This is a genomic window from Chromatiales bacterium (assembly GCA_024234935.1).
GTDB lineage: Bacteria > Pseudomonadota > Gammaproteobacteria > Steroidobacterales.
The window spans coordinates 33248-59529 of sequence record JACKNI010000004.1 but is presented as its reverse complement, the minus strand read 5'-3'; the positions used below and the strand labels follow the sequence as shown (position 1 = coordinate 59529).

General features: G+C 61.9%; 26 protein-coding genes. 8 read left to right on the top strand and 18 right to left on the bottom strand.

The genetic code is table 11. The features are described from left to right. Window positions 1-78: 78 nt before the first annotated feature. The 8 genes from H6979_10030 to H6979_09995 all read right to left on the bottom strand — a co-directional run bounded on the left by H6979_10030 (window position 79) and on the right by H6979_09995 (window position 7333). A complete protein-coding gene (locus H6979_10030) occupies window positions 79-924 on the bottom strand; it encodes an SDR family oxidoreductase (GenBank protein ID MCP5140183.1) in 846 nt (281 codons plus the stop codon). Between the two features lie 22 nt (window positions 925-946). Continuing rightward, the gene (locus H6979_10025; GenBank protein ID MCP5140182.1) at window positions 947-2095 is read right to left on the bottom strand and encodes an aromatic ring-hydroxylating dioxygenase subunit alpha; all 1149 of its coding nucleotides are present in this window, start codon (window positions 2093-2095) and stop codon (window positions 947-949) included. Window positions 2096-2205: 110 nt separating this feature from the next. Next, window positions 2206-3384 carry an MFS transporter gene (locus tag H6979_10020; GenBank protein ID MCP5140181.1) on the bottom strand — a complete coding sequence of 393 codons (1179 nt, stop codon included), beginning with the start codon at window positions 3382-3384 and terminating at the stop codon, window positions 2206-2208. Window positions 3385-3478: 94 nt separating this feature from the next. Next, entirely contained in the window at window positions 3479-4474 is a 996-nt protein-coding gene (locus H6979_10015; GenBank protein MCP5140180.1) for a DUF1838 family protein, read from the bottom strand. A gap of 9 nt (window positions 4475-4483) precedes the next feature. Continuing rightward, complete coding sequence (locus H6979_10010) at window positions 4484-5437, bottom strand: DUF4437 domain-containing protein (GenBank protein ID MCP5140179.1); 954 nt, start codon at window positions 5435-5437, stop codon at window positions 4484-4486. 12 nt (window positions 5438-5449) lie between these two features. Further along, window positions 5450-5716 (bottom strand): hypothetical protein, encoded by a 267-nt coding sequence (locus H6979_10005; protein MCP5140178.1) that lies wholly within the window; start codon window positions 5714-5716, stop codon window positions 5450-5452. A gap of 43 nt (window positions 5717-5759) precedes the next feature. Beyond that, entirely contained in the window at window positions 5760-6656 is an 897-nt protein-coding gene (locus H6979_10000) for a polysaccharide deacetylase family protein (GenBank protein MCP5140177.1), read from the bottom strand. Window positions 6657-6679: 23 nt separating this feature from the next. Beyond that, window positions 6680-7333: an isochorismatase family protein gene (locus H6979_09995; GenBank protein MCP5140176.1), complete on the bottom strand. Its 654-nt coding sequence runs from the start codon at window positions 7331-7333 to the stop codon at window positions 6680-6682. A gap of 170 nt (window positions 7334-7503) precedes the next feature. On the opposite strand from H6979_09995, the gene H6979_09990 reads away from it, so the two are divergent. Together H6979_09990 and H6979_09985 are read left to right on the top strand one after the other, a co-directional pair. Further along, a complete protein-coding gene (locus H6979_09990; GenBank protein MCP5140175.1) occupies window positions 7504-8112 on the top strand; it encodes a hypothetical protein in 609 nt (202 codons plus the stop codon). 86 nt (window positions 8113-8198) lie between these two features. Then, window positions 8199-10385, top strand: a complete 2187-nt coding sequence (locus H6979_09985) for a TonB-dependent receptor (GenBank protein ID MCP5140174.1) — start codon at window positions 8199-8201, stop codon at window positions 10383-10385. Between the two features lie 71 nt (window positions 10386-10456). Here H6979_09985 and H6979_09980 read toward each other — a convergent pair whose 3' ends face one another. The 4 genes from H6979_09980 to H6979_09965 all read right to left on the bottom strand — a co-directional run bounded on the left by H6979_09980 (window position 10457) and on the right by H6979_09965 (window position 14053). Further along, entirely contained in the window at window positions 10457-11491 is a 1035-nt protein-coding gene (locus tag H6979_09980; protein MCP5140173.1) for an LLM class flavin-dependent oxidoreductase, read from the bottom strand. 37 nt (window positions 11492-11528) lie between these two features. Beyond that, window positions 11529-12458, bottom strand: coding sequence for a paraslipin (locus H6979_09975; GenBank protein MCP5140172.1), 930 nt, complete (start codon window positions 12456-12458; stop codon window positions 11529-11531). An 18-nt stretch (window positions 12459-12476) separates the two neighbouring features. Continuing rightward, window positions 12477-12926, bottom strand: coding sequence for an NfeD family protein (locus H6979_09970; GenBank protein MCP5140171.1), 450 nt, complete (start codon window positions 12924-12926; stop codon window positions 12477-12479). 83 nt (window positions 12927-13009) lie between these two features. Beyond that, the gene (locus H6979_09965) at window positions 13010-14053 is read right to left on the bottom strand and encodes an aminoglycoside phosphotransferase family protein (GenBank protein ID MCP5140170.1); all 1044 of its coding nucleotides are present in this window, start codon (window positions 14051-14053) and stop codon (window positions 13010-13012) included. Window positions 14054-14182: 129 nt separating this feature from the next. Here H6979_09965 and erpA point away from each other — a divergent pair, with 129 nt between their 5' ends. Then, window positions 14183-14536, top strand: coding sequence for an iron-sulfur cluster insertion protein ErpA (gene erpA / locus H6979_09960; GenBank protein MCP5140169.1), 354 nt, complete (start codon window positions 14183-14185; stop codon window positions 14534-14536). 22 nt (window positions 14537-14558) lie between these two features. Next, the gene (gene grxD / locus H6979_09955) at window positions 14559-15176 is read left to right on the top strand and encodes a Grx4 family monothiol glutaredoxin (GenBank protein ID MCP5140168.1); all 618 of its coding nucleotides are present in this window, start codon (window positions 14559-14561) and stop codon (window positions 15174-15176) included. A 30-nt stretch (window positions 15177-15206) separates the two neighbouring features. Here grxD and H6979_09950 read toward each other — a convergent pair whose 3' ends face one another. Continuing rightward, window positions 15207-16727, bottom strand: coding sequence for a DUF4397 domain-containing protein (locus tag H6979_09950; GenBank protein ID MCP5140167.1), 1521 nt, complete (start codon window positions 16725-16727; stop codon window positions 15207-15209). Between the two features lie 59 nt (window positions 16728-16786). Beyond that, complete coding sequence (locus tag H6979_09945; GenBank protein ID MCP5140166.1) at window positions 16787-18406, bottom strand: L,D-transpeptidase family protein; 1620 nt, start codon at window positions 18404-18406, stop codon at window positions 16787-16789. Window positions 18407-18526: 120 nt separating this feature from the next. Between H6979_09945 and H6979_09940 the strand changes: the two genes are divergently transcribed. Beyond that, window positions 18527-19117, top strand: a complete 591-nt coding sequence (locus H6979_09940) for a DUF882 domain-containing protein (protein MCP5140165.1) — start codon at window positions 18527-18529, stop codon at window positions 19115-19117. A 9-nt stretch (window positions 19118-19126) separates the two neighbouring features. On the opposite strand, the gene H6979_09935 is transcribed toward H6979_09940, so the two are convergent. Then, a complete protein-coding gene (locus tag H6979_09935) occupies window positions 19127-19657 on the bottom strand; it encodes a sel1 repeat family protein (GenBank protein MCP5140164.1) in 531 nt (176 codons plus the stop codon). Then, window positions 19654-20592: a DUF1838 family protein gene (locus H6979_09930; GenBank protein MCP5140163.1), complete on the bottom strand. Its 939-nt coding sequence runs from the start codon at window positions 20590-20592 to the stop codon at window positions 19654-19656. The genes H6979_09935 and H6979_09930 overlap by 4 nt, the downstream gene beginning before the upstream one ends. 150 nt (window positions 20593-20742) lie before the next feature. Between H6979_09930 and H6979_09925 the strand changes: the two genes are divergently transcribed. Together H6979_09925 and H6979_09920 are read left to right on the top strand one after the other, a co-directional pair. After that, on the top strand, window positions 20743-22188 hold the full coding sequence (locus H6979_09925; GenBank protein ID MCP5140162.1) for an FAD-dependent oxidoreductase: 1446 nt from the start codon (window positions 20743-20745) through the stop codon (window positions 22186-22188). Window positions 22189-22233: 45 nt separating this feature from the next. Then, window positions 22234-23475, top strand: a complete 1242-nt coding sequence (locus H6979_09920; protein ID MCP5140161.1) for a DUF1015 domain-containing protein — start codon at window positions 22234-22236, stop codon at window positions 23473-23475. Here H6979_09920 and H6979_09915 read toward each other — a convergent pair. Then, window positions 23460-23744: a DUF2934 domain-containing protein gene (locus H6979_09915; protein MCP5140160.1), complete on the bottom strand. Its 285-nt coding sequence runs from the start codon at window positions 23742-23744 to the stop codon at window positions 23460-23462. The two genes, H6979_09920 and H6979_09915, sit on opposite strands and share 16 nt — an antisense overlap. Window positions 23745-23850: 106 nt before the next feature. Here H6979_09915 and H6979_09910 point away from each other — a divergent pair, with 106 nt between their 5' ends. After that, window positions 23851-24633, top strand: a complete 783-nt coding sequence (locus tag H6979_09910; protein ID MCP5140159.1) for a Crp/Fnr family transcriptional regulator — start codon at window positions 23851-23853, stop codon at window positions 24631-24633. Here H6979_09910 and H6979_09905 read toward each other — a convergent pair. After that, window positions 24630-26222 (bottom strand): phospholipase D family protein, encoded by a 1593-nt coding sequence (locus H6979_09905; protein ID MCP5140158.1) that lies wholly within the window; start codon window positions 26220-26222, stop codon window positions 24630-24632. The two genes, H6979_09910 and H6979_09905, sit on opposite strands and share 4 nt — an antisense overlap. Window positions 26223-26282: the final 60 nt, after the last annotated feature.

Genomic DNA, 26282 nt, shown 5'->3' with positions numbered 1-26282 from the left:
CACACACAGTGCGGCAAGCAGCGTGAAGCTGCGGCTGTATCTTCGGTTCATCGTGACTCTCCTGGAGAAACCCCGGCTTTACCAGGGAATGATCTGGCCTTTGGTATCCAGAAACTGACCGGTCATGGACAGGTCAAACCGGTCTATCTCGCGCGCCATGTCAGTCACCGCATCGGCAACCGGACGCAGCATCCTCTTCGGCAGACCTTTCATGAAATCAGTATCGGTCATGCCCGGCGTGACCAGTCCGACAACGATGCCGCGACTCTTCATCTGAAATGCCAGATTGACCATCAGCATGTTCACCGCCGACTTGCTCGACCGATACCAGTACAGACGCGCGGCATCGACGCTGCCAATCGAGCCCTGGTTACTCGAGACCGTGATCATCTTGCGCAGACGACTCGCCTCGACATGTTTGACAAAGGCCTCGCAGACCTTCATCGGACCGACCGCATTGACAGCCATCACCTCGTTGAAGGTTGCATAGTTCAGCCGGCCAAACAGCTGGTTTTCCATGCCGCCGCCGATGCCGGCATTGTTAAGCAGGATATCTATGGACTGGTTTGCATAGCGTGCGGCGAGGGCGTCGATACCGGCATGATCGACCACATCCAGAGGCTCGATGATGAGGTTCTCATGTTGCGCCTTCAGCGCCTGGAGGGCTTCAGCGCTGCCAGGATTGCGACAAGTTGCGATCACCCGCCAGTCGCGCCCCGCGTATTGTCGGGCGAACTCCAGGCCGATTCCCCGGCTGGCGCCGGTGATGAGCACCGTAGGCTGCTGGCCGGCGGCTTTCTGCAGCGGTTCACCTTCAGCGGCTGCTGCAATCCGTCCCACCAGCGTGCCCATCGCAGCAAACGCCGCACTATTGCGGATCAGCTCGCGCCGGTCGATACCGGCACCCTCATCTCGGCGATCCATGCGTGACTCCCCTGAACCCGGCTCAGACGACTGCCTTGATCTCGTCGCGCTTGTCGGCATACCTCGCCGGATCCACCAGCGGTATGGCATCCAGCACCCAGCCCTTCTGGCGACGGCGTGCCGGACTCGGCACGGCATATGCGGCCCGCCCACCATTGGCTGCGACGGCCAGCATGTCGATTTTCCAGCCCTTGGCGGCCCATTCCTTCTGCTTGGCCCGGTAGTCGAGGATCACCTGGTCAGACGGAACCATGAACTCCTTGGTGTTCTTGTCCGGCGTCACCATCGGATGCAATTCCTCGATGATCTTCACATCCTGGTTGGCCACGTACTGGTTGCGCTCGATGACGTAGGCATCGGTCTTTTCTTCCAGCGAGAAGTTTCGTGCGCAGACGAGGTAGAGATGGGTGGTCTTCTCGTCTATCGGCCGCTCATAGAGATACTGGTGGATAAAGAAATTCGGCCCCGGGTGAATAAACGTCCAGACCTGGTTGGTGCCGTGATATCCGGTCCCCGCATCGAGGGAACCCTCACCAGCACGGTATTTCTTCAGATCACCCTGCAACGGTGGCGCCTGGAAGGTATGCCAGAAACCGCGGCCCCACGGCGCGTGATCCTCAATGCGCATGTCGCCGATCTTGTATTCCTCTTCGCGCTCGCCGCTGAATCCATGGGTGTCGTGCACATATTCGTTATGCGCGGGATCGATACCGTTCTCGATGGAACGCTCGTAGTAACCATTGAGCTGATAGTGCTGCAGCGTCGTCCGCCAGCCTTCCTGCTCCCATTCCTTCACTTCGAGGATCGGCGGCCGTTCCGCCTCGGGCAGATCACCGAGAAACGCGAACACGAGTCCATAGCGCTCGTCGACCGGATAGGCGTCGATGCGCGTGCGGGCCGGAATGTTGGCCTTCGAACCAAGCGACGGGATCTTCTGGCATTCGCCCTCGCCGTTGAATTGCCAGCCGTGATACGGGCACTGGATGCAGTCGCCCTTGATCTTGCCGCCCGCCAGCGAGCCGCCGCGGTGCGTACAGGTATTGGCCAGGCAGCGAGCCTTGCCCTGCGAATCCCGGAACACCACAAAATCCTGACCGAGCGCGCGTACCTTGCGCGGCTGATCGGTGAGTTCTGCTGTGGTCGCCATGGGGTACCAGAAATTAATGTACATACAGACTTCCTCAAACTGGATGGTTCAGGCCTGCCGGGCTTGCGCGGCATGCGACACCTTGTTGCCCGGAATATATGCGCTTCGCTGGCCATGGCCAAGCGGATTTGCGCTCAGCGACTGTTTGCGGTCCGCGCGACGATGCCGAGCAGGATAACAATGCATGGCAACAAGATCAGCGCCGCGGTGTATAGCGGGACATTTACCCCGAATACGTCGAACAACAGCCCGGTCAGCGGCGGGCCCAGCGCCCGGCCTGCCCAGCTGCCCGAGTTGTAGGTACCGAGCACCAGCCCGCGCTCGGACTCGCCTGCCTGCTGGGAGACGAGGCTGGTCACGGTCGTCATGTACAGCGCACTGCCGGCTGTCGTAAAGCTGATACCAAAGACCATCAGCGGCCAGACCGGCGCCTGGGTCATGATCAACAGGCCGGAGATATAGCAGACCAGCCCCGCAATCAGCAGCCTGCCCTCACCGAAAATCGGCACCAGGCGGCCGATGAGCACACCCTGGATGATGGCGACGATGGTACCAAGATAGGTAAAGGTCAGGCCGATCTGGCGCGGCCCCCAATCAAAACGTGCGCCAGCCCAGAACGGAAAGATCGATTCGAACAGCGCCATGGCCAGATAAGCCATGAAGCCGACCAGGACGATCCTCGCCAGCAGCGGCCGGGCAAGCACGAGTCGCAAAGCCGCGAAGCCGCCGGGACCCTTGTTGCCGCCGGCCTTTGTGCGCTTTTCCGGCGGCAGGCTCTCCTTCAGAAAGAACGTTGCACCGATCAGCATGACGGCATTGATGAATACAGCGGCAAGGCCAGGCCACAGCAGGGTCGCACTGGCCGCATCCCTGCCGCCGAGCAGACCGCCGAGCATCGGCCCGAGGATAAAGCCCATGCTCAGCGAGCCGCCCACATAGCCCATCGATTTTGCGCGCTGCTCAGGCGGGGTCAGATCTGACACATAGGCCATGGCGAGCGCGAGGCTTCCGCCCATCAATCCCGTCAACAACCGGCCGGCGCCGAGCATCCAAAGGTTCGATGCGAAGGCCAGGATCAGATAGCTGACCAGCCCGCCGGCGATACTGATCAGCAGCAGCGGCTTCCGCCCATAACGATCGGAAAACCGGCCCCAGATCGGCGTCGACAGCACCTGGCCAACGGCGTAAAGACCGATAATCGTCGTTGCCACCGCCGATGAGGCGCCCAGCTTCATCGCCACGAAGGGAAAGCCCGGCAGGATCAACCCGAATCCCATCCCGGACAGGAGGATGGTAAGAAACAGAATCGGCATGGGGGTCCCTGGGCCGTGCGAGCGGCTTCAGCCGCGATTTGATGCATGGGATCGCGGCTCAAGCCGCTCCCACAGAAGCCGCTCCTGGGTGGGGTTATTTCGGCTTCGGCGCAGCCGGTTTCTGCTCGCGGGCGTAGTTCTCAAGGCTTGAGAGGCTCACATCGGACCACTTGTCAGGTGCCTTGAAATACGTGGGGTAATGCTTCTCCACATAGTCGAGTACCTTGCGGGAGTGGATCTCCTCGAGGCTTTCACCTGAACCCATAAAACAGGCGTACTGGCAGTGCCCCGGCGCCTGCCCCATCAGCATCCACGGCAGCCACGGCGTGACACGATTCCAGACCCCGTGATAGGGCAGCTTCGTCATCTTCGGATTCTGTACATCCGCGAGATTGAGATGATGCGCGAAGAACTCCGAGACCCGGACGAACTTGCCGCTCGACTCGCGCGGCCACTGATCGGGCTTGAGTGCATTCGGGTAATTCAGATGGATGTGGATCTCCATATCCAGCCGGCTGCCGCGTTGCTGCCAGGGCAGGATGAAGGGCACGCGCGGCGGCTTCTCCGCATTGAGATTGCCGAACGTGGGCGGCAAGGGAAAGTATTCCTCGATGAGGTAATTGAAGGGATCGTTGGCGACATGCACCACGCGAACCCGCTCATCGATGTACGGGTTGTACCACTCATCGAGCACTTCACCCGATTTCAGGTCGGTATAGAGGCCGACTTCGCGCAGGATGCGCCGGATGGAACCATCCGGCATCTGCTCCAGCTTGACCGAACCAAAACCCTCGAAACCAAAGAGATCCTTGAGTTTCTGGTCGGGCCGCACCGCTGATACAAAACCCTTGTACCAGCCGTGCTTCTCCTTGCCGAAATCCAGATCACCCTGAATCCGGGCGTAGACGTTCTGGTTTCCCTTTCCGGTACGCAAGTCGACATACGGGCCATCAAGCCCCTTGCCCATCGCAGTGCCCAGCGCCGCCGGCGCATCGGCTCTCGCCGGACCGGTAGCTCCCATCGCCAGTGCCGCTGCGCCCGCGGCGCCGACGGTGGCAAAGGACGATACAAAATCACGACGGGTTGTCATGCAAAACTCCTACTTCCGCCGCTTCTTGCCGACATGCCCGCCAACCGGCTCGCCGTGCAGCAGGCGCACCTGGGGGTCGTTCACATAGTCAGGATTCTCGAAGTCGGTCGGACCATGCGGATGGTTGTGACCATCCGACATCACCCAGTTATAGAGTGCCGGGCGCTTGCGATACAGGTTGGCCGCTGCACGCAGCTTGTTCTCGTCCGGGTTCGTCCACGGATTGAAATGGAAGTAGTTGAACAGGATCGAATCAGTGCGGCCGAAGGCAATCGTGCCGTACTTGCAGCGGAATGAACCGTGGTTGATATACGGCGGACGCCAGAAGTAGCCACCCGTCGGCAGCTCGCCGAACTGCATCATCCATGACGTACCCCAGATGTGATACGACTCTTCAGCGCTGTCGTGATAGCTGATGTTGTCCTGGGCAAACTGCGGGGTCATGCAGTACAGGAAGCTGATCGCCTCGGTGAGCGGATCATAGTGCAGCACCTTGATCAGGCATCCTGAAGCCACGGAAGGCGACACGAGATTGCCGGGCGCCCAGGGACGGTCTTCATAGCTGTTGACCGAGGCAAAGGCATCCGCCATGGTCAGCGGATGATGCCGGCTGGACTCGGCAAAGCTCGGCTCACTGTCGTTGAACATCAGCAGCACTTCCGCGCCCTGCGGCACCTCGATGGCACCGATCGCCATGCCGGCCGGAATGAAGGCGTAGTGGCCCTCGACCCAGACCTCCTTGCCGACCTTGACCTTGCCGTTGAGGACAAAGATCTCGGAATCCGAGTAGCTGAGGCCGGGCTTGCGCTTGAAGCCGCCGTCAAAGCGGACTTTGAGCGTGCAGGCACCGGTGTCCTTGTCGAGGGACAGCACCTTGTAGTGACTGCCCTTGAAGCCGGTCAGGTCAAACTTCTTGAAGGGATGGTCGAGCTCTACGTACGGCTCTATATGCGGTCGTGCCACGGGGACTTCTCCTTAAAAAACAACCTGGTGCTTGCCTTTCGGCTTCTTGGCGATCTCGCTGGGCTTGATCACCCGCTTCATGTCACCGCTGACATTGAAGCCCCGGGTCTGAACGATGCGCAGGAACTCGGCCACCCACTTCTCACGCTGGGGTGCAAGCTCATCCTGCTCCTTGACGATCGCGGCGTAGCGCTTCTTCTGCTCCGCAATGTTTTCCTTTATCCAGCTCTGCGCTTCCGCTTTGCGCGCGGGCTTGGTGTCTTGTACGCGTTTGGCCATCTTTGGAAACTCCGGTCTGTTGGAGCGGCTGCAGCCGCAATTCCTACTTCTTGCGATACCAATCGTTGACGTCATCGCCGGTGGTGAGCCACACATCCTTGTGGCTGGCAATATGCGCAAAAGCCCGCTTGAGGTGCTTGAACTTGTTTGGCTGACCGACCCAGAAAGTATGCAGGCAGATCGGCATGCAGCGGGCGTTATCTGCGCCTTCACTGTATAGCACATCAAACTGGTCGACAATCATATCGCCAAAGGCCTCGGAACTGACACCGACATTGGCGAAGGCCGGAATATCGTTCAGCTCCACGGTATACGGCACGGAAATCAGACTGCCCTTCTTCACATTGAACGGGAAGGGATGGTCGTCAGCCGTGTAGTCGCACAGATACTCGACGCCGAGATCAGCAAGAATATTCGGCGTGTTGTTGGTGTGCGTCAGGAAGGGCGAGAGCCAGCCCTTGGTCTTGCGGCCAATCGCCTTTTCCATTGCCTTGAGCACGCCGCCGATGATTTCCCGTTCCTTCTTCTCGTCGATACCCGACAGGAAGTTGGCCGGCGCATTGTTGATGCCGTGGCCGATAAACGCCCACTTGCGCTTGTTGGCCTCCTCCACGATCCGCGGGTACTCGCGGATGATCTCGGAATTGAGACAGACCGTGCCACGCATGCCGATCTGGTCCATCAGTTCCATCATCCTCCACAAGCCGACCCGGTTGCCGTAATCGCGCCAGCCATAGTTCAGCGGATCCGGATTGAACTGCTGTGTGCCGGGAATGATTGCCGTACCGGGAATATTGTGCGGGAAGTGCTCGATATTGATGTACGGGATGACTGCCACGCGGGCGCCCTTAGGCAACTTGAACTTTGGCCGGTCGATGATCGGCACATAGTCATAGTGCGGGCTCTGGGTGAGTTTGCTGCGATCGGTTCTGGTGACCATGGCTTTTCCTTTTGCAGTTTTTGTCAACGCGCCTTCTTGCCGGACTTGAGGCTCCGGATGTACTTGAGCGCCTCGGCCTTGCTGATCACATCGCCATACTTGGCATTGATGTCGAACAGGTTGGCTTCATGCGGGCCGTCATGCCGGTCGCCGACGCATTCGCGGATCACGATCGGCCGGAAGCCGTTCTGCACGGTATCCACTGCCGTCGCACGAATACAGCCCGAGGTCGTGCAGCCAGTGATCAGCAGCGTGTCGATGCCGGCTGCAGTCAGCGTGGCGGCGAGCGAGGTACCGAAGAAGGCGCTCGCGTAGTTCTTGGTGATAACCAGCTCGCCCTTGCCGGGTTCCACACCCGTGCAGAACTGTGCAAATTTGTTACCCGGCACCAGGCTCTTCAGCACCGGTGCCTTCTTGATCCAGATGCCGCCATCAATGAAGTCGGACGGGTTGTAGAACACCCGGGTGTGAATGATCGGCATCTTGTGCTGACGCGCCAGTTTCAGGAGTTCCGGCATCTCCTTGACGGCCTTGACTACACCTGGCGCGAACAACGGCGCGCCCTTGAGCGTGTAGCCCTGCAGCAGATCGATAACGATCAGTGCCGTCTTCCGGCCGAAGCCCAGCCGGTTGTCCCAGACACCTGCGTAGTTGCTGGCTGCCGTTGTCTGCGCCATGGTTTTTTTCCTTGATATTGCGAACAGGAGCGGATCAGGATATTGAGGTGCATAGTTCCACCGAACGGCTCGCCCCGCAAGCCGATGTTCGCACGGTGGCCACGCATCAAACACAAGCGAATATTGCGCTGCGACCCGGACCAGAATGCAGACTTTCAGGAGGACCCGTCATGACCAATGCACCTGCAGCCTCGCCAGTCATCGCCGAAGTTCCGCCGCACGCGCCGAAGGCCGCCGCCGGGACTGCAAACCAGTACAAGACGCTGAGCGGCTTCGAGGGCCGGGAAACAGAACTCGGCCTCTCGATGTCGATACTGCTGAAGATGCTCGGCAATCACGCCGGCTATGCGCACGAAATGAACGATCCGCTGGTCAAGGCGCACCTGCTGGCTATCCAGTTTGCCAAGAACCAGGGACTGCTCGCCGAGTACATCGCCCACGACATCAAGACGATGGCACCGATCAACCTGCGCATGAAGCAGATCATCGAGAAAACCGGCCACCCGGAAATCGCCCTGGTGGCACTGTTCGATCGCACCGCCTGTCACTATGCGCTGGCGCTGACCAGCACCGGTGACGGCAACAGCCGGACCTGGAAAGACCCCTTTGGCTGGGTACTTGCCCAATGCCGCAAGATCGGACAGTTCGATCTGACATCGCAGGAAATCCACGAGACCTGGACCACGCCCCGCCTGCTCGGTTATGGCGCAGCCATGGGCGTGAAGCTCAAGGTCTCCCCCTGGCAGGACGACGGCATGATTAGCTGCTCGCTGGCCTGATGACCGGCACGCCGGGGCAATCGACTCGCTGACGCGGATCGCTTATCTTAAGAGCCTGCATTTCCGGATTCGGGGACTCCTTTGCCATGAACCAGCGTTTATCGGTAGCCGTGCCTGTAGCAATTGCCGTCCTCGCCGCCAGCTTGCCGGCCGGCGCTGCCGTCGAGGAAATCGTCGTCACCGCCCAGCGACGTGAACAGAACCTGCAGGAAGTGCCGCTCGCGGTCAGTGCCTTCGATATCAGCCAGATCGAAAACCGGCAGATCGATATGGTCAAGGACATCGGCCAGAACATCCCGAACCTTCAGACTTATACCGTCACGGCCGGCGCACAGGCGATCCAGCTGCACTCCCGCGGCGCAAGCGTGCAGAACCCGGGGTTCAACGTTTCCGAATCACCGGTCGGCATCTACCTCGATGACGTCTACTTCGGCCGGCTCGCGAGCGTGAACCTCGACTTGTCGGATGTGGAACGCCTTGAGGTGCTGCGCGGCCCGCAGGGGACCCTTTACGGGCGCAACACCATTGCCGGTGCCGTCAAGATCATCACCCGCACGCCGGGTGACGATCGCTGGGCCAACGTATCGGTCGGAATCGGCAACTATGAAACCACCAAGCTCACCGGATCGGTGGGCGGGCCGATCGAGGAAGGGGCCCTGGCCGGGTCCATCTCGATGCTCTATGAGAACCGCAACGAGGGTTGGCAGAACAATCCGCTGACGGGCTCAAGTCCCGGCGAATACAAGAACAAGGCTGCCCGCGCGAAACTGCACTGGTACGGCACCGAGAACTTCGACGCCGTGGTGACTGCATGGGCAGCGGACGTTGAAAACGATGGCTATAACGGCGTGCCGTATACCCCGTTCCAGAATACCGGCCCCAATGCCCTTTACGACCCTGCCTCGCCAGACAGCGTTCCGCTGGGCGGCTTCTATGCCAACTTCGACCCGGACGGCGTGAATTACGGCGCGTCAGACCAGAATGGTGCCAATCTTGCCCTGAGTTTCCGCTTCGGCGGCATGACCCTGAAATCGATCACGGGCTACGCCAATGTCGATGACCGCTTCGGCTTCGACCTGGCAGGCGGCGGCGTTGATGACAGCGCCGGCACGACTGGCCTGCTGATCGGCTCTGACTCCAGTCTCGACCAGATCAGCCAGGAGTTCCAGCTGCTTGGCAAGCTGGGCAACAGCCTTGACTGGCAACTGGGCCTTTACTATCTGGACGAAGACGGCTCGCAGTCCTATACCGGAGCCGGCGGTTTCCTCTTCGCCGAGGAGAGCAACAGCCAAACCCGCAGCTACGCGGTGTATGGCGAAGGCACTTATCAGCTGACCGAAGCGCTGTCAGTCACGGGTGGACTGCGCTGGACCAAGGATGACAAGGACTACCAGATCAGCTGCACCGGCATCTTCTGCCAGGGCGGGCCCGTGGATCTCAACGAAAACTGGGACGAAGTCACCGGCAAACTGGCGGTCAATTACCAGCTCAACGAAAACCAGCTGGTCTACCTGAGCTTTACCCAGGGCTACCAGTCAGGTGGATTCCAGTCGCTGTGTTTCGGCGATCTGACTGCGGCCTGTGCCGCCACACCCTTTGATCCACAAACGGTCGACAGCATAGAGGCTGGCTGGAAGGCTGACTTCTTCGACAACCGCCTGCGCTTCAACGCCGCCGCCTTCTACGCGATGTACAACGATATTCAACAGGTCGTCACCAACAACGCCGGCGGTTTCCCGACAGCCAATATCGGCGATGTCGATGTCTATGGCGTCGAACTGGAACTGCTCTGGGCGCCGATCGAGGGGCTGAACGTCTATGCCAACCTGGGTGTCCAGGAGAGTGACTTCGGCTCCGTGGATCCGCTGTCGCCGCCGGGCGGACTCGGTGACTCCTGCAACGCAGACCCCACACCGCCCTGCGCCGTGCCGACCGACGAGCTGGCCTCAAATCCGAAATGGCAGGGCAAGGTCGGATTCGATTACAGCATCCCGCTTGAAAACAGCCTGGCCTTCTTCTATGGCCTTGACGTATTCCATTCGGACAACTACTACAACGACGCGCGGAATCTGGTCGAGATCGACAGCTATACCCGCCTGAACGGCTTCATCGGCTTTGGTGCCGACGACCGCAAGTGGCAAGTCGTACTGACTGGCAAGAACATCACCGACAAGGAAGACAATGTGTCGGGGCTCTTTGCCAACGGGTTCACGAATATGCGCACGCCGCTGCCGCCCGCCGAGTACATGCTGAACTTCAAGGTGAACTACTGAGTTTCACCACGGCATGACAACGGCTGGTAACGGCCAGAGACAAGAAAGGGCGCTTTGGCGCCCTTTTTTTTTCAGCGCAACTCCGGCAACACCTGTTCGGCGAACAGACGGGTCTGCTGCACCAGCGCTGCCTGACGCGCGCCGTGCGGTGCCGGGACCGGCGATCCACCGAGGATATGGACGTGATCGAGCCCCAGTCCGATCACCAGCTGCAATCGCTCCAGGCACTTGGCCGGCGGGCCACAGATCGAAAACCAGTCGACGAAGGCATCATCGACCATGCCCAGATGTTTGCCGTCATGCTGTGCGTGGCGAGCCATGTCGTAACCGGACTTCATCTGCACCGCCAGCGCCTTCAGTTGCGGCGGCAGGTGCTCCGTCGGTGAATTCCGCATGCCGGCGAAATGCGCGACCATGCCGGAAATCATCCGGCCGAGTTCGATTGCGCGCTGCTCATCCGGATCACAGACCAGGTTGACGAAGGCACCCACGCTCAGCGTGGCCCGATCCCGGCCCGTTTCCGCAAGGCGCGCGTTCAGGGTTTCCAGCGCCCACTTGATGCGCTCGGGCGCACTGCCCACGGCAAAACTCACGCGATCGGCGACATCTGCAGCCAGACGAATGGTGGCGGGACCCGTGCAGGCCAGGTCGATCGGCACCGGCGGCAATTCGCCGGGCTGGATCCAGCGCATGCGGGAACGGGTCTCACCCCGCATCACTTCATCGCCACGCAGATAGGCACGCACCTGCTCCATATAGCTGCGCAACTCAGCCGTGGTGGCGTTGCGCATGCCGATATGTGCGGCAGAAGAATCGCCCCGGCCGATGCCACAGCGCGCACGGCCACCGGACTCGAGCTGCAAAGTCGCGAGCGCGCCGGCAGTCACCGAGGAATCACGGGTACAGGGATTGGTGACACCGGTACCGAGGAAGAGTCGCTTCGTTTGTGCAGCGGCCAGACTGAGCTGACCATATGGATCAGGACTCAGGCACTGGGTATCGGGACAGAGCAAGGCATCGAAGCCCATCGCCTCGATCTCGGCTGCCAGCTTCGCCGTGTACCCTGCCGAGGGCTCCATGACCATGCCCACTTCAAGCCGGCTCATGGCACGCAGCCTCCTGACACAAGGATCGTCACGTGCTTCAGCCCGAACGCGGCGTCTTGTTTTCCAGCACGTTCTTGGCCAGCGCGATCATCGAGGCCAGATCACTCAGGTTGGCCGGAATGACCAGTGTGTTAGCGGCCTTGGCGAGATTGCCGAACTGGAGCAGGTAGTCCTCTGCCACGCGCAGTTGCATGGCCTCGGCACCACCGGGTTCACGCACGGCGATCGCCACCTGGCGCAAGCCCTCGGCGGTCGCCGTTGCCACCGCGAGAATCGCCGCCGCCTCGCCCTCTGCCTCGTTGATCTGCTGCTGCTTGGCCGCCTCGGAGGCCTTGATCACGCGCTGCTTGTCGCCCTCGGCTGCATTGATCTTCGCATCGCGTTCACCTTCAGAGCCAAGCACCACCGCGCGCTTCTCCCGCTCGGCGCGCATCTGCTTCTCCATTGCAGAGAGCACGTCGTGCGGCGGGTTGATGTTCTTGATCTCGTAGCGCATGACCTTCACGCCCCAGGGCTCGGACGCCTTGTCGAGCTCCGCCACCACATTGGCATTGATCACCGCACGCACCTCGAAGGTACGGTCCAGATCGATCCTGCCAATCTCGCTGCGCAGCGCCGTCTGCGCCAGCTGGATGATGGCGAAGATGTAATCGGTGATGCCATAGGAGGTGAGCTGCGGATCGAGCACACGCAGGTACAGCACACCGTCGATGCCGACCTGTACGTTGTCCCTTGTGATGCAGGTCTGTTCCGGAATATCGATGGCCTGCTCTTTCAGTGAATGCCGGTAGGCCACCACCTCGACAAACGGCACCAGGATGTGAAACCCGGCCGACAGCGTGCGGCTGTACTTGCCCAGATACTCCACGATGTATGCACTCTGCTGTGGCACCACAACTGCTGTCTTGAGCAGGACGATGATCGCCAGAAAGGCAAGCGCCAGGCCAACTCCGAATCCAAAATTCATGTGATCACTCCCGTGCGTTCATGCCTGAATCTTCTGTTGCGCAGCCTCGACCTGCAGGCCGATGCCCGCAACCGCCGTGACACGCGCCTTCCCGCCGGCGGGAATCGAAACGCTGCCGGTATTCCGCACCTGCCAGGTCGAGCCGCGAATCTCCATGCGACAAACCTCGCCGGGCGGAAGGACTTCCGGTATGCGCAGTTCATCGCCAACGAAATCGTCCTTGAGTCCCGGCGCCTGGGCGCGCAGGGCCGTGTACAGGCGCTTGCGGAACAGCACCATGGAGGCCAGCGCGATGCCGGCAAACAGCAGCCACTGCGCCCATAGTGGGATCCACGGCAGCACCAGCACCGTACCACCGAGGATCAGCGCGGCCACGCCGATGAAGACCAGAAAGAACTCGGCCTCAATGACCATCAGCTCGGCGCCGAGCAGCAATGCTCCAATGACTATCCAGCCCCACCACGGCATACACGTTCTCCCTCGGGAGGAAACTCGAGCCGATTATGGCACCTGCGCGCCAGGATTGGCGTCAACACGTCCGGGACACACCCTCAGCCAGAGAAAACCCGCCGCACCACCTCTTCTGCCGCACCACGCACATCGAGCAGCGAGCGTGCAGCTGCGATCTGACTGGCCGCACGCAGCTGATTGTGCGCGCTGCGGCTCGGGTAGCGGCTGGCATCCCAGCCAAAGTAACTCTCGTTGAGTGCATCGGCACAGAAACGTGCCGCCAGTTCCACATAGATAGTGAGTGTCGCGGGCACGATCGACTTGCATTCTTCCGGTGTGATCCAGCCCGCGGCAATCGATGCGTAGCCCTCGACTCCTGCGCGGAAGAATTCCAGCGAGAAGGCCGAAGACTGATCATTCTCGCCGCGCGGGTTGCACCAGGAGCGAAACGCATCGCCGAGCTCGAGCGGCAGGGGCATGCGGCCAAGCGTGTCCAGATCGATCAGACAGAGCGCCCGGTCGCTGACCGGATCGAAAAGAATGTTGTTGATCTTGGGATCGCCGTGCACGAGCCGGTCCGGCAACGCAGGCAACGGCTCCAGCGCAGCAGCCAGCGCCAGGATCTCGTCGGCCAGCGGACGGACCGCAGCGTAGTGCGGATGGGTGCGGTGCCCGTCGAGGGCGAGTTGCAGACTGGCCAGGTGTCGCGGCGTGTCATGTACGCCGGGCCGGGTATTGCGGAACCGGTACACAAGATCATCCAGAGCCCGGTGAAAACGGGCCAGCAGCGCACCTGCCTCCTGCGCCTGCGCAGCGGCGGTAATCCGCTCGTGACTGGTGCCAGCCACCCAGGTCATCAGTCGCCAGGTATGCCCCTCGTATTCCTGCCAGTAGCTTCCGTCCATCGCCGGGAGCAGCTCGGGTGCAATCAGCCCCTTGGCACGCAAGTGGCCTGTGACGACCCGGATGTCCTCGTTGACGACTGGCGGGAAGACCGGATTGAGCTGCTGCATGACGAAGCGGCTTGCGCCCGCCTCAACCAGCCAGGTCCGATTGATCAGCCCGCTGCCGAGCAGCGACAGGCGGGCATCAGCGAGACCCCAGACGCGCAGCATCTGCAGCGGAGGAAAACCCTTGTCCGGCATATACACTCCATCAAACGGCGGCGACGGACCGCAGCATTATTGTCGCATCCGGCGCGCGCTGCCCATTACCCGGCAGCTTCACCCTGTTCACCTTGACAGCATTGCGGGCTGACGGTTAGCTTGCCGCTTATGGATACTGAACTCGCCACTGGCGCACCAACTCTGGTTTTTTCCGACTCGGCGGCGGCCAAAGTCGCCCAGCTGATTACCGAAGAAGCCAACCCCAATCTGAAGCTGCGCGTATTCATTTCAGGCGGTGGCTGCTCGGGCTTCCAGTACGGCTTCACCTTCGACGAGAACCTCGAAGACGGCGACACCCAGGTACAGAACCGGGATGTCATCCTGCTCATCGATCCGATGAGCATCCAGTACCTGGCTGGCGCCGAGATCGACTACAAGGAAGATCTGGAAGGTTCCCGCTTCGTGATCCGGAACCCGAATGCAGCCACCACCTGTGGCTGCGGCTCCAGTTTCTCCACCTGATTCAGCACAGAAGTACCCAACCATGAGCCTTGACCCCGAACTTCGCGATGCGATCGACGGCCTGCTGCGTGAAAACCGCGTAGTGCTGTTCATGAAAGGCAACCGCGCCCAACCCCAGTGCGGGTTTTCAGCGAAGACCGTCGAGGCACTGGACATGATCCTGCCCGACTACCAGGTCGTGGATGTCCTGCAGAACGCGGAGATTCGCGACGGCATCAAGGCCTACGGCAACTGGCCGACGATTCCCCAGCTGTATGTCGCCGGCGAACTGGTTGGCGGCTGCGACATCGTCAAGGAGATGTTCGACTCCGGTGAACTCGGCACAGTGCTCGGTGTCAGCCCGCCAGCCGCTGACAAGCCGCCGGCGATCCGGATCAGTCCGGCCGCGATGGACATCATGCAGAACGCACTGGAGAAGAATCCGGGCAAGGCAATCTGCCTCAGGATCAACGGCAGCTGGAAACACGGCATGTCACTCGAAGCGCCGCGACCCGGCAGCCTCAGTGTCAATGTCGGGCCGATCACCATTGATGTGGATGCATGGACCGCGACGCGCGCTGATGGACTGTCCATCGATGTGATGGAAAGCGTACAGGGCCGGGGCTTCCGCTTCGATAATCCGAACGCACCGGGCAGCTGAAGCCAGCCACCGGCTACCGGCCTGCCATTCTCAGGGCAGGTCGTCGATCACCATGACCTCAGGTGGTGTGCCGTCACTGGATACCGATCGGGCGGTATCCACGAGCACGACTGTCTGGACGCTTGCGCTCGACGCATCGATATCCACGCTGGCCAGCACGGTCTTGGTGCCCGCCGTGGTGAAGCTCACCGTATAGGGCCCTGGCTCAAAACGGAGGTGGCCCGTCGCGCTGCCGAGACCGAGGCTCGACAGACTCGCCGTCTCGTTGTTCAGGTCAGTACCCGGCGTCTTGATGTAAACGTCTACGGTAGCGGCCGCAATTGAAGCATCGACGATACGCAGCTTGCCAATTCGCCTCACCGGCCGGGTGTCGTCAGCCAGTACAGCCAGAATCTTTGCGGTGACCGTGCCATTCACCGGCTCAGGCACGAGACCTACTGTCAGCAGCGAGTTGCGCCTGCCCTGCACCAGCGACAGATTGGTACCAAACAGCACCGTTTCCGGCGCCGCCGTCGCCGCAACCTTGAAGGCATAGAAGTTGCTGAGATTGAGCAATGCGTAGCCTGCCGGCGGCGAAACGCTGAAATCGAGACTCGCATAACTGGCGGCGGCCGGGTAACCCAGACCGCTGACCAGTGGCGTGACTTCCGGTGGCGGCGCCACACACAGCACATCATCGGATGCCAGCGTGGGATCGTAAGGACATGGGGAGGACAGCGGCGGGTCCGGCGCAACGGTGTCATTGCGCAAGGCACGCTCTGCGGTCGCCTCCAGCGCGGGCAGATCGGGCGATACGTTGACGACGCGCACATCCGATGGAGTGGCGACATCAAGCACTTCGCCACTGGACAGACCGTCATTCGTCAACAGCGAGATCGGCGCGGACCCGGCTCCCGTATTGGTAACGACGACAAACAGGAAGCTCGCCGCAGAACGCAGCGTTACCTCGCCCGAATCGAACAGCACGGTCGTGTTGTCGCCAGCAGGCGTCACCCGGATGCGCCAGTTCCCCGACAGAAAATCCAGCTGCGGGGATATCTCCTCGAAATTGCTGAGCGAATACGATGGTGTCGTGGCGGCCAGGCTGTCGGTCGGCGCCGTCAGGTACACATCGATGGCCGTCGTGTCTGGTGCCGCGTGTACGAACTGTACGCGCACTGATCCGGTCGGCACCTGGGCAAGCGGGTTGTCAACGTGCAGCATCTGCAGCGTCGAGCTGCCGTCCTCGCCGAGCTTGCCAACGGCAATCGTGGTGTACTCCCGCCCCGCAAGCAGCGACCGGGACTCGTCGATGAGGACATCGTCTCCGGGCAGTACCACCTCCAGCCCGACCTGCCGGGGAGCGGGCGTCAGATACCTGAAGCCGGCGCCGCCTTTGTAATCGAGGCTGAACCAGCTCACGCCGTCGACCAGAAAAATGATCGGGGGTGCATCGGGCGATGCATTGATGACGCGCAGACCCAGCTCGTTATCGAAACTGCCACCGCCGCCACAGGCGGCCAGAAAAGCCAGTACGACAGTCAGCTTGACAGCTCTGAAAATGCGCTTCATCAGCAGATACCCAACCCGGATCGGCGCTCACCTTAGCTGGTTCCGGAAGCTCAAGCCAGTCAGCCTGAGCCGGGCGGAAACTCCAGCCTCACTTCACCGTTCAGCGCGGCCAGCAGGGCCGGGTCACGGTCGTATACATCAGGCAGAAAACGCACGCGGCCAGTCGCATCCAGCTCGGCCGTCCAGTACAGGATCAGTACCGGCCAGGGCCGTGGCAGACGCACAATCCGTGTTTTCCCGGTATCGATCGCCGCCTGCAAGGTCTGCTGGTTCCAGGTATCCGGGTCGGCCAGCAGGATTTCCGCCAGTGACAGCGGGTCCTCGATGCGCACGCAACCCGAACTGAGCAGGCGCCCGGTGCGCTCAAACAGGCCACGGGCCGGCGTATCGTGCAGAAACACGGCATGCGGATTCGGGAACATGAACTTGATCCGGCCCAGCGAGTTCTTCGGTCCCGGTGCCTGGCGGAGGGTCCACGGCGGGTGGTTGCCCACGCGGGGCCAGTCGACCGTCAGCGGGTCGATGACCCGGCCACGGGCATCGATCACACTGAGGTCGTTTTCCTGCAGATAGCCCGGGTCACGCCGCAGACGCGGCAACACATCCTCGCGCAGGATCGTCGGCGGCACGGTCCAGGTCGGGTTCAGCTCCAGCCAGGTCATCGACCCCCTGAAGACCGGAGTCTGCCGGTTGACCCGTCCGACCACCGCACGCCGGGTCCAGAAACGCCGGCCATTGCGGGCTGCAAATACCTCGGAGCCGGCAATGTTCACCACGACGACCTCGCCAGCCGTGTCATCGGCTACCCAGCGCGCACGCTCCAGCGACAGGCGCAGCTGATCGATACGTGTTTCAACGGGAACATTCATCGCCGCCAGCGTAGCGGCACCGAGCACGCCATCCACCGCCAGTGCGTGGCGCGCCTGAAAGGCACGGACACCCGCAACGAGCACGGCGTCGTATTGCTGGTCATCTGCGGCCTCTGCCGCCGGTGGCAGGTCGCCGCCTATGCCCAGATGCCGGCGGATATCCGGCACCCGCGCATCCGTATCGCCCTCGTGCAGGGTGGGGCCGGCTGCGATCATCGGCCAGCCGCCGGCGCTGGCGATTTGCCGATAATCCGCAAGCGCCTTCTGCAGGGCCCGGTAGAGCGGTGCCCGGTCGATCCACTCTCCGAGCAGTCCCTGCAATGACGGTGCTTCGACCGCTTCCCGCAACATCGAAACCGGTTCGCGTCCCGGCCGGAACTGGCGGGTGAAGTTCCACGTGGGCTCCATGCGTGCGGGGTTTACCTTGCCAAAACGCTGGTGATATCCAAAGCGGATCAGGCTCTCGGTCAGCAGCAGATCGAGTGCAGCCGCCAGCGCCGGATCATCTCCCGACCGGTTCTCTTTTCGAAGCTGGCGGAGTTGCGGCAGGTAGTAGTCGCGAGGATCAAGACCGTGTCTGTCGGCGGTTGCCAGCAATTCGAAAAGCTCATCGATACGCGCCTCGCCGGTCCAGACCGGCACATAGTTCCGCGCGGCGTAGAATTCGCTGAGCAGTGATGCCGAGGCAATGGCAAGACCGCGCACATAGATCCCGCCGGCCTCACCGAGCCGCTGCACCTGCGACCGCAGCTCGGCGGCCACGGCCGGCTGCGGCGGCGCCGCTTCGCCGACCGGGAACCACAGCAGCACCGACAGCAATGCCGCAAAGGCGCAGGCACGCAGGGCTGAATGTGACCCGCTTTGCAGATTGCGTATCCGAGTCGACAGAATGACCGACGGGCGGCGAATCAGGCTTGCCCCGCATGCGCCATGTCTGAAACAATCGATGCCATCCCGCTGCCCCTCCGACGGAGCACAGAATTGGCCGGTCAAACCACCAGCAGGCGGCGCTTTCTTGCCCTCACTGCACTCTCCGCCCCGGTTCTGGTCTGGCCCCGGCTGCTGCATGCGGCAACCCGCCCGCGGCGTCTGGCTTTCCATCACACCCATACCGGCGAAACGCTCGATGTCGAATACAGCGAGGCCGGACGGTACATACCGGATGCGCTGCTCACCATAGACCGGCTGCTGCGCGATTTCCGCAGCGGTGAGGTGCATCCGATCGACCCGCAGCTGCTCGATATCCTGTATGCCCTGCGGCAGCAGACGGGCAGCCCGGCACGTTTCGAAATCATTTCCGCATTCCGCTCACCAGCCACCAACGCGATGCTGGCCAGAACCAGCAGCGGCGTGTCCAGGAACAGCCTGCATCTGTCCGGTCGCGCCATCGATATACGGCTCCCGGGCGTTTCGACCGCTGCCCTGCGCGATGCGGGGATGCGTCTGCGCGCCGGCGGCGTCGGCTATTACCCGGACTCGGACTTCGTTCACGTCGATACAGGCCGCGTCCGCTACTGGTAGCGATCCGGCTCACCGCCCGGCGGCGTTCTCTTCTTCACATTTGCGGATCTGCGCGCGCAACCTGAGCGCCTGCCTCGCGTCCACCGGCAAGCCCAGTTCACCCCGCTCCCATGCCGTCGCCAGACGCTCAAGGGCCAGGCGATGCCGACCTGCGGCGGCCCGCTGGTACCACCCGAGTGCGACGGCCTGATCGTGCGGCAGCTCAGGCCCGCTCTCTGACTGCCAGGCGAGCCAGTACTGTGCCTCTGAAATATCCCGTTCGGCCGCCGAACGGATCAGTGGAATCGCTTCCGCCGGATTCCATTCACCGCCCAGACCCAGATGAAACAGCGCCAGCTGGTAGGTCGAATCGGCATCCCCGGCATTCGCCTCCGTTTCACAGATGGCACGAACAGCGGCGAGAGCTGCTGCCTCCGGCTCGGCCTGCAGCAACAAGGGTCGCAACTCGCTGCGGCAGATGCCGGCCCAGGCCGGCATCTGGCAGCAGAACAGCAGCAGCCATCCGCTCAGGGTGTAACGATTCAACACAAATTTACTCATTTTTTTCCGTGCTGCTGCCGGTAAAGAAAGAACATGTTGGTGAACTCTTCCCAGGGTACCGGTCGCGTGAACCACTGTGGATGGATCTGCTCTATTGCAGTGCGGGTGCGTGCCGGTACGTCATCAAGGCTGAAGACCTTCTTGCCGGCTTCATGCCAGACGACGAAGCCCGGTCGCTGACCCATCTTCATCCACGGCAGCCAGTCCGAAGTGGCCTGATAGAAATACTCGGTCGGCACCGAGGCTTGCGCGGGATCCAGTACATCGCGCAAGTTCGACTTCATGGTGGTGATCGAAGACACGTTGATCGGCGTTTTCGGTGTCTCGTCGGGAAACTGCTTGATATCGAGCCACTGGGGTATGCCCCAGATGTACATTTCCTTGACCATCCACAGATCGTCGCCGGCTCGTCGCCAGCGCTGATGGAAGGGTTCGGTCTTTTCCTCGAAGGGTGTCGGCAGCCCCACGAGCCGCGGCTGACGCTCGGCACTGTACTCAAACGTTACCGGCCCCTCGCGGTAGTGGAGCGGCCGAACCATATCGCCGGTTACAGGATTCCGGACCTCGTCGACGATTTCGTCGCTGTCCACATCACGGTAGATGCTCGCCTCCCAGTCCGTCACATGCCAGGTATGCTCGGCCAGACGCCGGGTACGCCGCAGGATCGTGGTCTCGACGTTGATGACTGGTCGTATCGCCTCACCCGGCACAGCCAGATCCAGTCCGCCGGTAAACCAGAAGTACACATCCTGGGACTCGAGGCTGGCTCTCATCTTCATCCATGCGGTCAGATTGTCCTGCGGCTTTTCCAGGTCGAGCTGCAGCGGCGCTGAGGGCAGCAGTGGTGCAGCAGGCAAGGCGCCGGCCAGGGCACTGCCGCCCAGCACGCCGAGCATTGCCCGGCGATCGATATGACGTGTAACCCGGTCGGCCATTGAGATCCCCTGTCAGCCGCAAGAAAGCGGAACCCGATTCTAATTGAGGCCACCGACCAGCGGCCACCTGCGTTTGTAGGACATTTCACGTGGTAGATCACCACGGTGTAGCATCACGGCATCCAGCAGCTGCGATCAGGAACACCAGACATGCAGAAGACCTCAGGCATCAGCCGCCGCACGATCATCAAGGGTATCAGCGCCGTACCGCTCGCTGCGGCGCTCGGGCCGGTACGGGCCCAGAACCGGGCGAAGGTCATCGTCATCGGCGCCGGTCTGTCCGGCCTGAATGCCGCGCTGCTGCTTGAGGAACAGGGTATCGACGTCCAGGTCATCGAGGGCCGGAACCGCGTCGGCGGCAGGGTTCTGTCCCACCGCAATGTCAACGGCAATCCCGAATCCGGCGGCACTTCCTTTGGCCCCGGCTACGCCCGGCTGATGGATGCCTGCAGGAAATTCAAGGTCGGACTCATCGATGTCACGCCGATCGTACCCTTCTTCAACGACCGGGAACTGGTTCTGGACGGCAAGCCGATTCCGAAGGCCGACTGGCCGACGCATCCGAAGAACCCGTTCCCGGAAGGCATGAAGCAACTGCCGCCCTGGGCCTACCTGATGCCGATCATCGGCAAGAACAACCCGCTCAAGACCGGCGATGCGTGGCTCAACCCGGCCAACGCCAGATACGACATCTCGCTGCACGACTGGCTGACCAGCCTCGGCGTCTCCGAAGAGATCATCGAGCTGTGCTGGAATACCAATCCCAATCACGGCACCACTGCCTACGATGTGTCGGCGATGATGGTGCTGTTTGGTCACACCTTCGCGATGATACAGGCGCAGCTCGGCGGCAAGACCTTCGGCTACACCGCCGTCGGCGGCAACCAGTCGATTCCGGAAGCGATGGCCGGCGGGCTCAGGAAGCCGGTGCACTTCGAACGCGAGGTCGTCGGTATCCGCACGACGGGTTCCGGTGCTGAAGTGCACTGTGCCGACGGTACCGTCTACAAGGCCGATCACGTCGTCTGCTCGATGCCCATGTCGGTGCTCCGGCGTGTGCATATCGACCCGCTGATCGGCGGTGCGCAGGGCCTCGCCATCAACACCCTCAGCTCACAACAGATCAACATCGTGCACCTCAGCATCAAGAAGCCGTTCTGGGAAGAGGATGGCCGCAATCCGAATATCTTCAGCAACGGCCTGGCTGGCATGGTGGTCCCCGAACGCAAGGGCAAGACACCACAGGAAATCACCAGTCTCACGATCTGGATCCGGGGCCGGAATGCCACCTGGATGGACACGCTCGAAGAAAAGGTTGCGATCGAGGCGATCATGGATGATTTCTACAAGACGCGGCCGGCAGCCCGGGGCAAGGTCGAAGTGGCTGCCTACAAGTCCTGGTATCACGATCCTTTCTCCGCCGGAGACTGGGCTGTCTGGGCGCCGGGGCAGGTCACCGCATTTGCCGGTGCAGTCGGCAATGCGCACGGCCGCATCCATTTCTGCGGCGAACACACGTCTGTATCGAATCGCGGCATGGAAGGCGCGATGGAGTCGGGCGAACGCGCCGCTTTCGAGGTACTGGAGCTGGGCTGAGCGCTGCTGCCCGCCATGCCCATTCCGTAATTCAGGATTTCTGACATGTCTGCACTCATCCGCCCGTTCCGGGCACTGCGTCCGGTGCCGGAACAGGCAGCGGCCGTCGCTGCCCCGCCCTACGATGTACTCGATACCGGCGAGGCACGCGCACGAGCGGCCGGCCGGCCGTTCAGCTTTCTGCACATTTCAAAGCCCGAGATCGACCTGCCTGAAGGCACCGATCCGTACGCACCCGAGGTCTATGCCAAGGGCACTGAAAATCTGCACAGGCTCATCGACTCGGGCGTACTCATCCGCGATCGAAAACCCTGCTACTACATCTACCGGCTGCGTATGGGCGATCACGTGCAGACGGGCATCGCCTGCACCGGCAGCGTCGCCGAATACGACCGCAACCGTATCCGCAAACACGAGTTCACGCGCCCGGACAAGGAAGACGACCGGGTGCGCCAGATCAGCGCGCTTAATGCACAGACCGGACCAGTGCTGCTGGCCTATCGCGCCAATGCCGCACTCGGCACGATCATTGCCAGCGCCACGGAAGGCGTACCGGCTTACGATGTGGTGGCGGATGACGGCGTGGGGCACACGTTATGGGTGCTGGACGACGAGCTGACGATCCGGCGCATCACACAGATCGTGGCGGCAATGCCGGCCCTCTATATCGCCGACGGTCATCATCGCTCGGCATCGGCATCGCGCGTCGCCGCACAACGCGCCGCCGCCAACCCCCGTCATGGCGGCGATGAGGACTACAACTACTTCCTGTGCGTCGCGTTTCCACACGACGAAATGCGCATCTTCGACTACAACCGGCTGGTCAGGGACCTGCACGACCAGAGCCCGAAGGCGTTCCTCGCCCGCGTCGGCAAACAGTTCGCCGTCACGCCCGTCGACCGGCAGGCGCGGCCGACGCGTGCCGGACAGTTTGGCCTTTATCTGGACAAGCGCTGGTACCAGCTCGATATCAAACCGCAGCTGATTCCCGCCGACCCGGTTGCCAGCCTGGATGTGAGCCTTCTGCAGGACCAGTTGCTGGCGCCCGTACTCGGCATCGGCGATCCGCGACGCGACAAGCGGATCGATTTCGTCGGCGGCATCCGCGGTCTTTCAGAACTCGAACGTCGGGTCGACAGCGGCGAGATGGCCGTGGCCTTTGCCCTGTTCCCGACCAGCCTGGAAGCGCTGATGGCAGTGGCCGATGCCGGCCAGGTCATGCCACCAAAATCGACCTGGTTCGAACCCAAGCTGGCCGACGGCCTCCTTTCTCACCTGCTCGACTGAATTGCCTCGTCGCCCAGCAGCAGGGCATCGACCTCCGCCTCGGCAGCCAGCCAGTCAGCCAGATCGTCGCCGACCAGGAAGCCGCGCTGTTCCGCCCTGAAATAGGCGGCTTCCGAAATCATCTGGAATCGTTCTTCAGGACTGATGCAAGGCGCTGGTTCTGCTGACTTTTTGTTGGCCTGGCGGGTGGCAGCCGGGCTCTTCTGTGCGGCAACCCGGCCCGGGTCAGTCCGGGCGGGTGCGCCGCCGACAACTTCTGCGGTCGTCATTTCAGGATCCCTCCATAGACATGAATGTTTGAATGCCCCTACATAATCAGACCCACTGCACGCAAATGCCTTAACCTGAGACAGCTTTCGCGATGGAGTGCAGGAGTTGGCACGAAGCGCATCGCCCGTTGACGCCACCGCCGGATTGGCACTGGTCACCCGGCTGCGGCAGTTTATCGACCTCACCCCGGCCGAGATCGCCAGCCTGCAGTCGCTCTCCCGGCCGCTACGCAGGGCGCAACCGCATGAAGACCTGATTACTCATGGTCACGCAAGCAGCACTGCGGTACTGATGCACCAGGGCTGGGCCATCCGTCATCGAGCCCTCGAAGATGGCCGACGCCAGGTTCTCGACTTTGTCGTTCCCGGCGATTTCTGCGACCCGAGTGTATTCGTCACACCGGTGGCAGGGTTCAGCCTGACCACCATCACCTGCTGCACATGGACTCCGGTTGCCGGCAGCGCCCTGCTGGACCTGATCGCCGGTTCACCGCGCATCGGCGCGATGCTGTGGTGGCTCGAAGCACAGGAGGAGTCACTGCTGCGGGATCACCTTTTCGCAATCGGCCGGATGAATGCACGGGAGCGGCTGGCAGGGCTGATCTGCGAACTCTGGACGCGCATGAAGAACGTCGAACTGGATATTGCCGACGGATTCGAATGGCCCGTCAACCAGGAAGTGATCGCCGATGCGACCGGACTCAGCGTGGTACACGTCAACCGCACCCTGCGTCGGCTGGAACATGAAGGCATCATCCGGCGCAGCGGCCGCATCTACCATATCCGGAACCCCGAGCGTCTCCGGCAAATCGCGCACGCTGCGAAAGCGGGTATCGGGCCAACACATCTTGATCCCGAAATCGCCGCGCGCCTGCGCCGCTCGCACTAGAGGTATTTTTCCATCGGGAACAGGCGATAGACCCGCGACTCGACACGACGCCAGAATCCCGTCATCGGTTCGTGCGTTGCAAGCACTGGCCCCGAGGCTGTTTCCGTGCGCCATTCGAGACCACCCGACGCGGAGCGCAGCACCTGCCAGCTGCTGTCCGGCGCCATCAGCTCTTCGATGGACTCGGCAATCTGTCTGGCAAGTACCGGGCTGTCGATGATCAGCGCGGTTTCCGAATTGAGGTAGGTAGAGCGCAGATTGATATTGAATGAGCCCACATAGACGATGCGACGATCAAGCACCAGCGACTTCGAATGGAGGGAAAACTCCCGCCCCTCCGTGCAGCCACCGGTGGCTGCGATCAAGCGCTGACAGGCACCCGCATCGGGCCGCAGCTCGAAAAGCTTCATGCCGCTTTCAAGCATGGCCTTGCGATGCCGTGCATAGCCTGAGTGGTTGGTGACCAGGTCGTTTGATGCCAGTGAATTGGTCAACGCGCGGATACTGACGCCGCGCACCGTCAGTTCTGCCCATTCGGAAAGGGACCCGTCGTTGAGGATCAGATAGGCCGACTCCAGCAGGATCTCCCGCTGTGCGGACATCGTCAGGCGCTCCAGCGCCTGCGCCACGGCCTGCGGTCGCGAGGCATCGTCCATCGCTTCCCGGTCCGGCGGCATGTCCAGCACCAGTTGCGCTGGCGCCCACAGCAGGCGCGACAGCAAGCCCGTCGCGTACCTGCCGGCATCCGCCCGTGCCGCGCGCGGCGCATACCCGAGCGCCCGCAACTCGGGCGCAGCGGCCCCGAGCTGGTCATGCGCGGCAGCACGCTGCTCCGGACTCAGGGCATCGCCGGCCAGCGAACTGGCGAGCGCGGTCCACGGACTCATCCAGAAGGCCTCGAAACCGGCGGCCACGTCGGCAACCACGGGTCCCACCACGAGGATTTCCCGGTCGCGGAAATTCTTCACCGGATCAAGATCGAAGTATTCGTTGCCGATATTCCGGCCGCCGACGATGGTGACCGCGCCGTCTACGGTAAAGGACTTGTTGTGCATGCGCCGGTTGAGGCGGATGAAGTCGCGCGCGAAGTCGAACAGGCGGCCGATTCCGGAACGGGAAGTCGCCGGGTTATAGATACGGACTTCCACGCGCGGATGCTCAGCCAGGGCGCTCAGCACGGCATCGCGACCGGCGGCGTTGATGTCATCGAGCAGAATCCGCACCCGGACGCCGCGGTCAGCGGCAGCCAGCAACCGCGCCGCCAGATAGCGCCCGGAAGCATCTGCATTCCAGATGTAGTACTGGGCGTCGATGGTCCGGACCGCAGCATCGATCAGGGCGTCGCGCTCGGACAGGGCCTCGCTGCCGGTATCCACCAGCAGCAGACCGGAGGTAGCGGGATGTTCTGCCGAGGCCGCCATGATTGCCTGTGCGAGCGGCGACTCGTCTGCCGCACAGACCGGAACCGCAGTCGATCCCGCGAACAGCAGCGCCATCAACCAGACCATGGGCAGGACTTGCTGCCGGATGCTGCATCCGGTCGCCCATATGCCGCGAATATCGGTTAGAGTCTTGGTGCCGAAACGCATCTGGAGCTTCCACCATGTCCAAAGCCAGCAACATAGGCCGTTACATCGAGATTGGCATCA

Excerpts from the sequence above, each read along its gene's own strand:
- H6979_09965 (MCP5140170.1), bottom strand. The coding sequence starts at position 14,053 with ATGCCGGACAAGGGTTTTCCTCCGCTGCAGATGCTGCGCGTCTGGGGT.
- H6979_09940 (MCP5140165.1), top strand. The coding sequence starts at position 18,527 with ATGTCTGAAACAATCGATGCCATCCCGCTGCCCCTCCGACGGAGCACA.
- H6979_09925 (MCP5140162.1), top strand. The coding sequence starts at position 20,743 with ATGCAGAAGACCTCAGGCATCAGCCGCCGCACGATCATCAAGGGTATC.
- H6979_09975 (MCP5140172.1), bottom strand. The coding sequence starts at position 12,458 with ATGAATTTTGGATTCGGAGTTGGCCTGGCGCTTGCCTTTCTGGCGATC.
- H6979_09985 (MCP5140174.1), top strand. The coding sequence starts at position 8,199 with ATGAACCAGCGTTTATCGGTAGCCGTGCCTGTAGCAATTGCCGTCCTC.
- H6979_09950 (MCP5140167.1), bottom strand. The coding sequence starts at position 16,727 with ATGAAGCGCATTTTCAGAGCTGTCAAGCTGACTGTCGTACTGGCTTTT.
- grxD (MCP5140168.1), top strand. The coding sequence starts at position 14,559 with ATGAGCCTTGACCCCGAACTTCGCGATGCGATCGACGGCCTGCTGCGT.
- H6979_10025 (MCP5140182.1), bottom strand. The coding sequence starts at position 2,095 with ATGTACATTAATTTCTGGTACCCCATGGCGACCACAGCAGAACTCACC.
- H6979_09930 (MCP5140163.1), bottom strand. The coding sequence starts at position 20,592 with ATGGCCGACCGGGTTACACGTCATATCGATCGCCGGGCAATGCTCGGC.
- H6979_09920 (MCP5140161.1), top strand. The coding sequence starts at position 22,234 with ATGTCTGCACTCATCCGCCCGTTCCGGGCACTGCGTCCGGTGCCGGAA.
- H6979_10030 (MCP5140183.1), bottom strand. The coding sequence starts at position 924 with ATGGATCGCCGAGATGAGGGTGCCGGTATCGACCGGCGCGAGCTGATC.
- H6979_10000 (MCP5140177.1), bottom strand. The coding sequence starts at position 6,656 with ATGGTCACCAGAACCGATCGCAGCAAACTCACCCAGAGCCCGCACTAT.
- erpA (MCP5140169.1), top strand. The coding sequence starts at position 14,183 with ATGGATACTGAACTCGCCACTGGCGCACCAACTCTGGTTTTTTCCGAC.
- H6979_09995 (MCP5140176.1), bottom strand. The coding sequence starts at position 7,333 with ATGGCGCAGACAACGGCAGCCAGCAACTACGCAGGTGTCTGGGACAAC.
- H6979_09905 (MCP5140158.1), bottom strand. The coding sequence starts at position 26,222 with ATGCGTTTCGGCACCAAGACTCTAACCGATATTCGCGGCATATGGGCG.
- H6979_10015 (MCP5140180.1), bottom strand. The coding sequence starts at position 4,474 with ATGACAACCCGTCGTGATTTTGTATCGTCCTTTGCCACCGTCGGCGCC.
- H6979_09990 (MCP5140175.1), top strand. The coding sequence starts at position 7,504 with ATGACCAATGCACCTGCAGCCTCGCCAGTCATCGCCGAAGTTCCGCCG.
- H6979_10020 (MCP5140181.1), bottom strand. The coding sequence starts at position 3,384 with ATGCCGATTCTGTTTCTTACCATCCTCCTGTCCGGGATGGGATTCGGG.
- H6979_09980 (MCP5140173.1), bottom strand. The coding sequence starts at position 11,491 with ATGAGCCGGCTTGAAGTGGGCATGGTCATGGAGCCCTCGGCAGGGTAC.
- H6979_09935 (MCP5140164.1), bottom strand. The coding sequence starts at position 19,657 with ATGAGTAAATTTGTGTTGAATCGTTACACCCTGAGCGGATGGCTGCTG.
- H6979_10005 (MCP5140178.1), bottom strand. The coding sequence starts at position 5,716 with ATGGCCAAACGCGTACAAGACACCAAGCCCGCGCGCAAAGCGGAAGCG.
- H6979_09915 (MCP5140160.1), bottom strand. The coding sequence starts at position 23,744 with ATGACGACCGCAGAAGTTGTCGGCGGCGCACCCGCCCGGACTGACCCG.
- H6979_09970 (MCP5140171.1), bottom strand. The coding sequence starts at position 12,926 with ATGCCGTGGTGGGGCTGGATAGTCATTGGAGCATTGCTGCTCGGCGCC.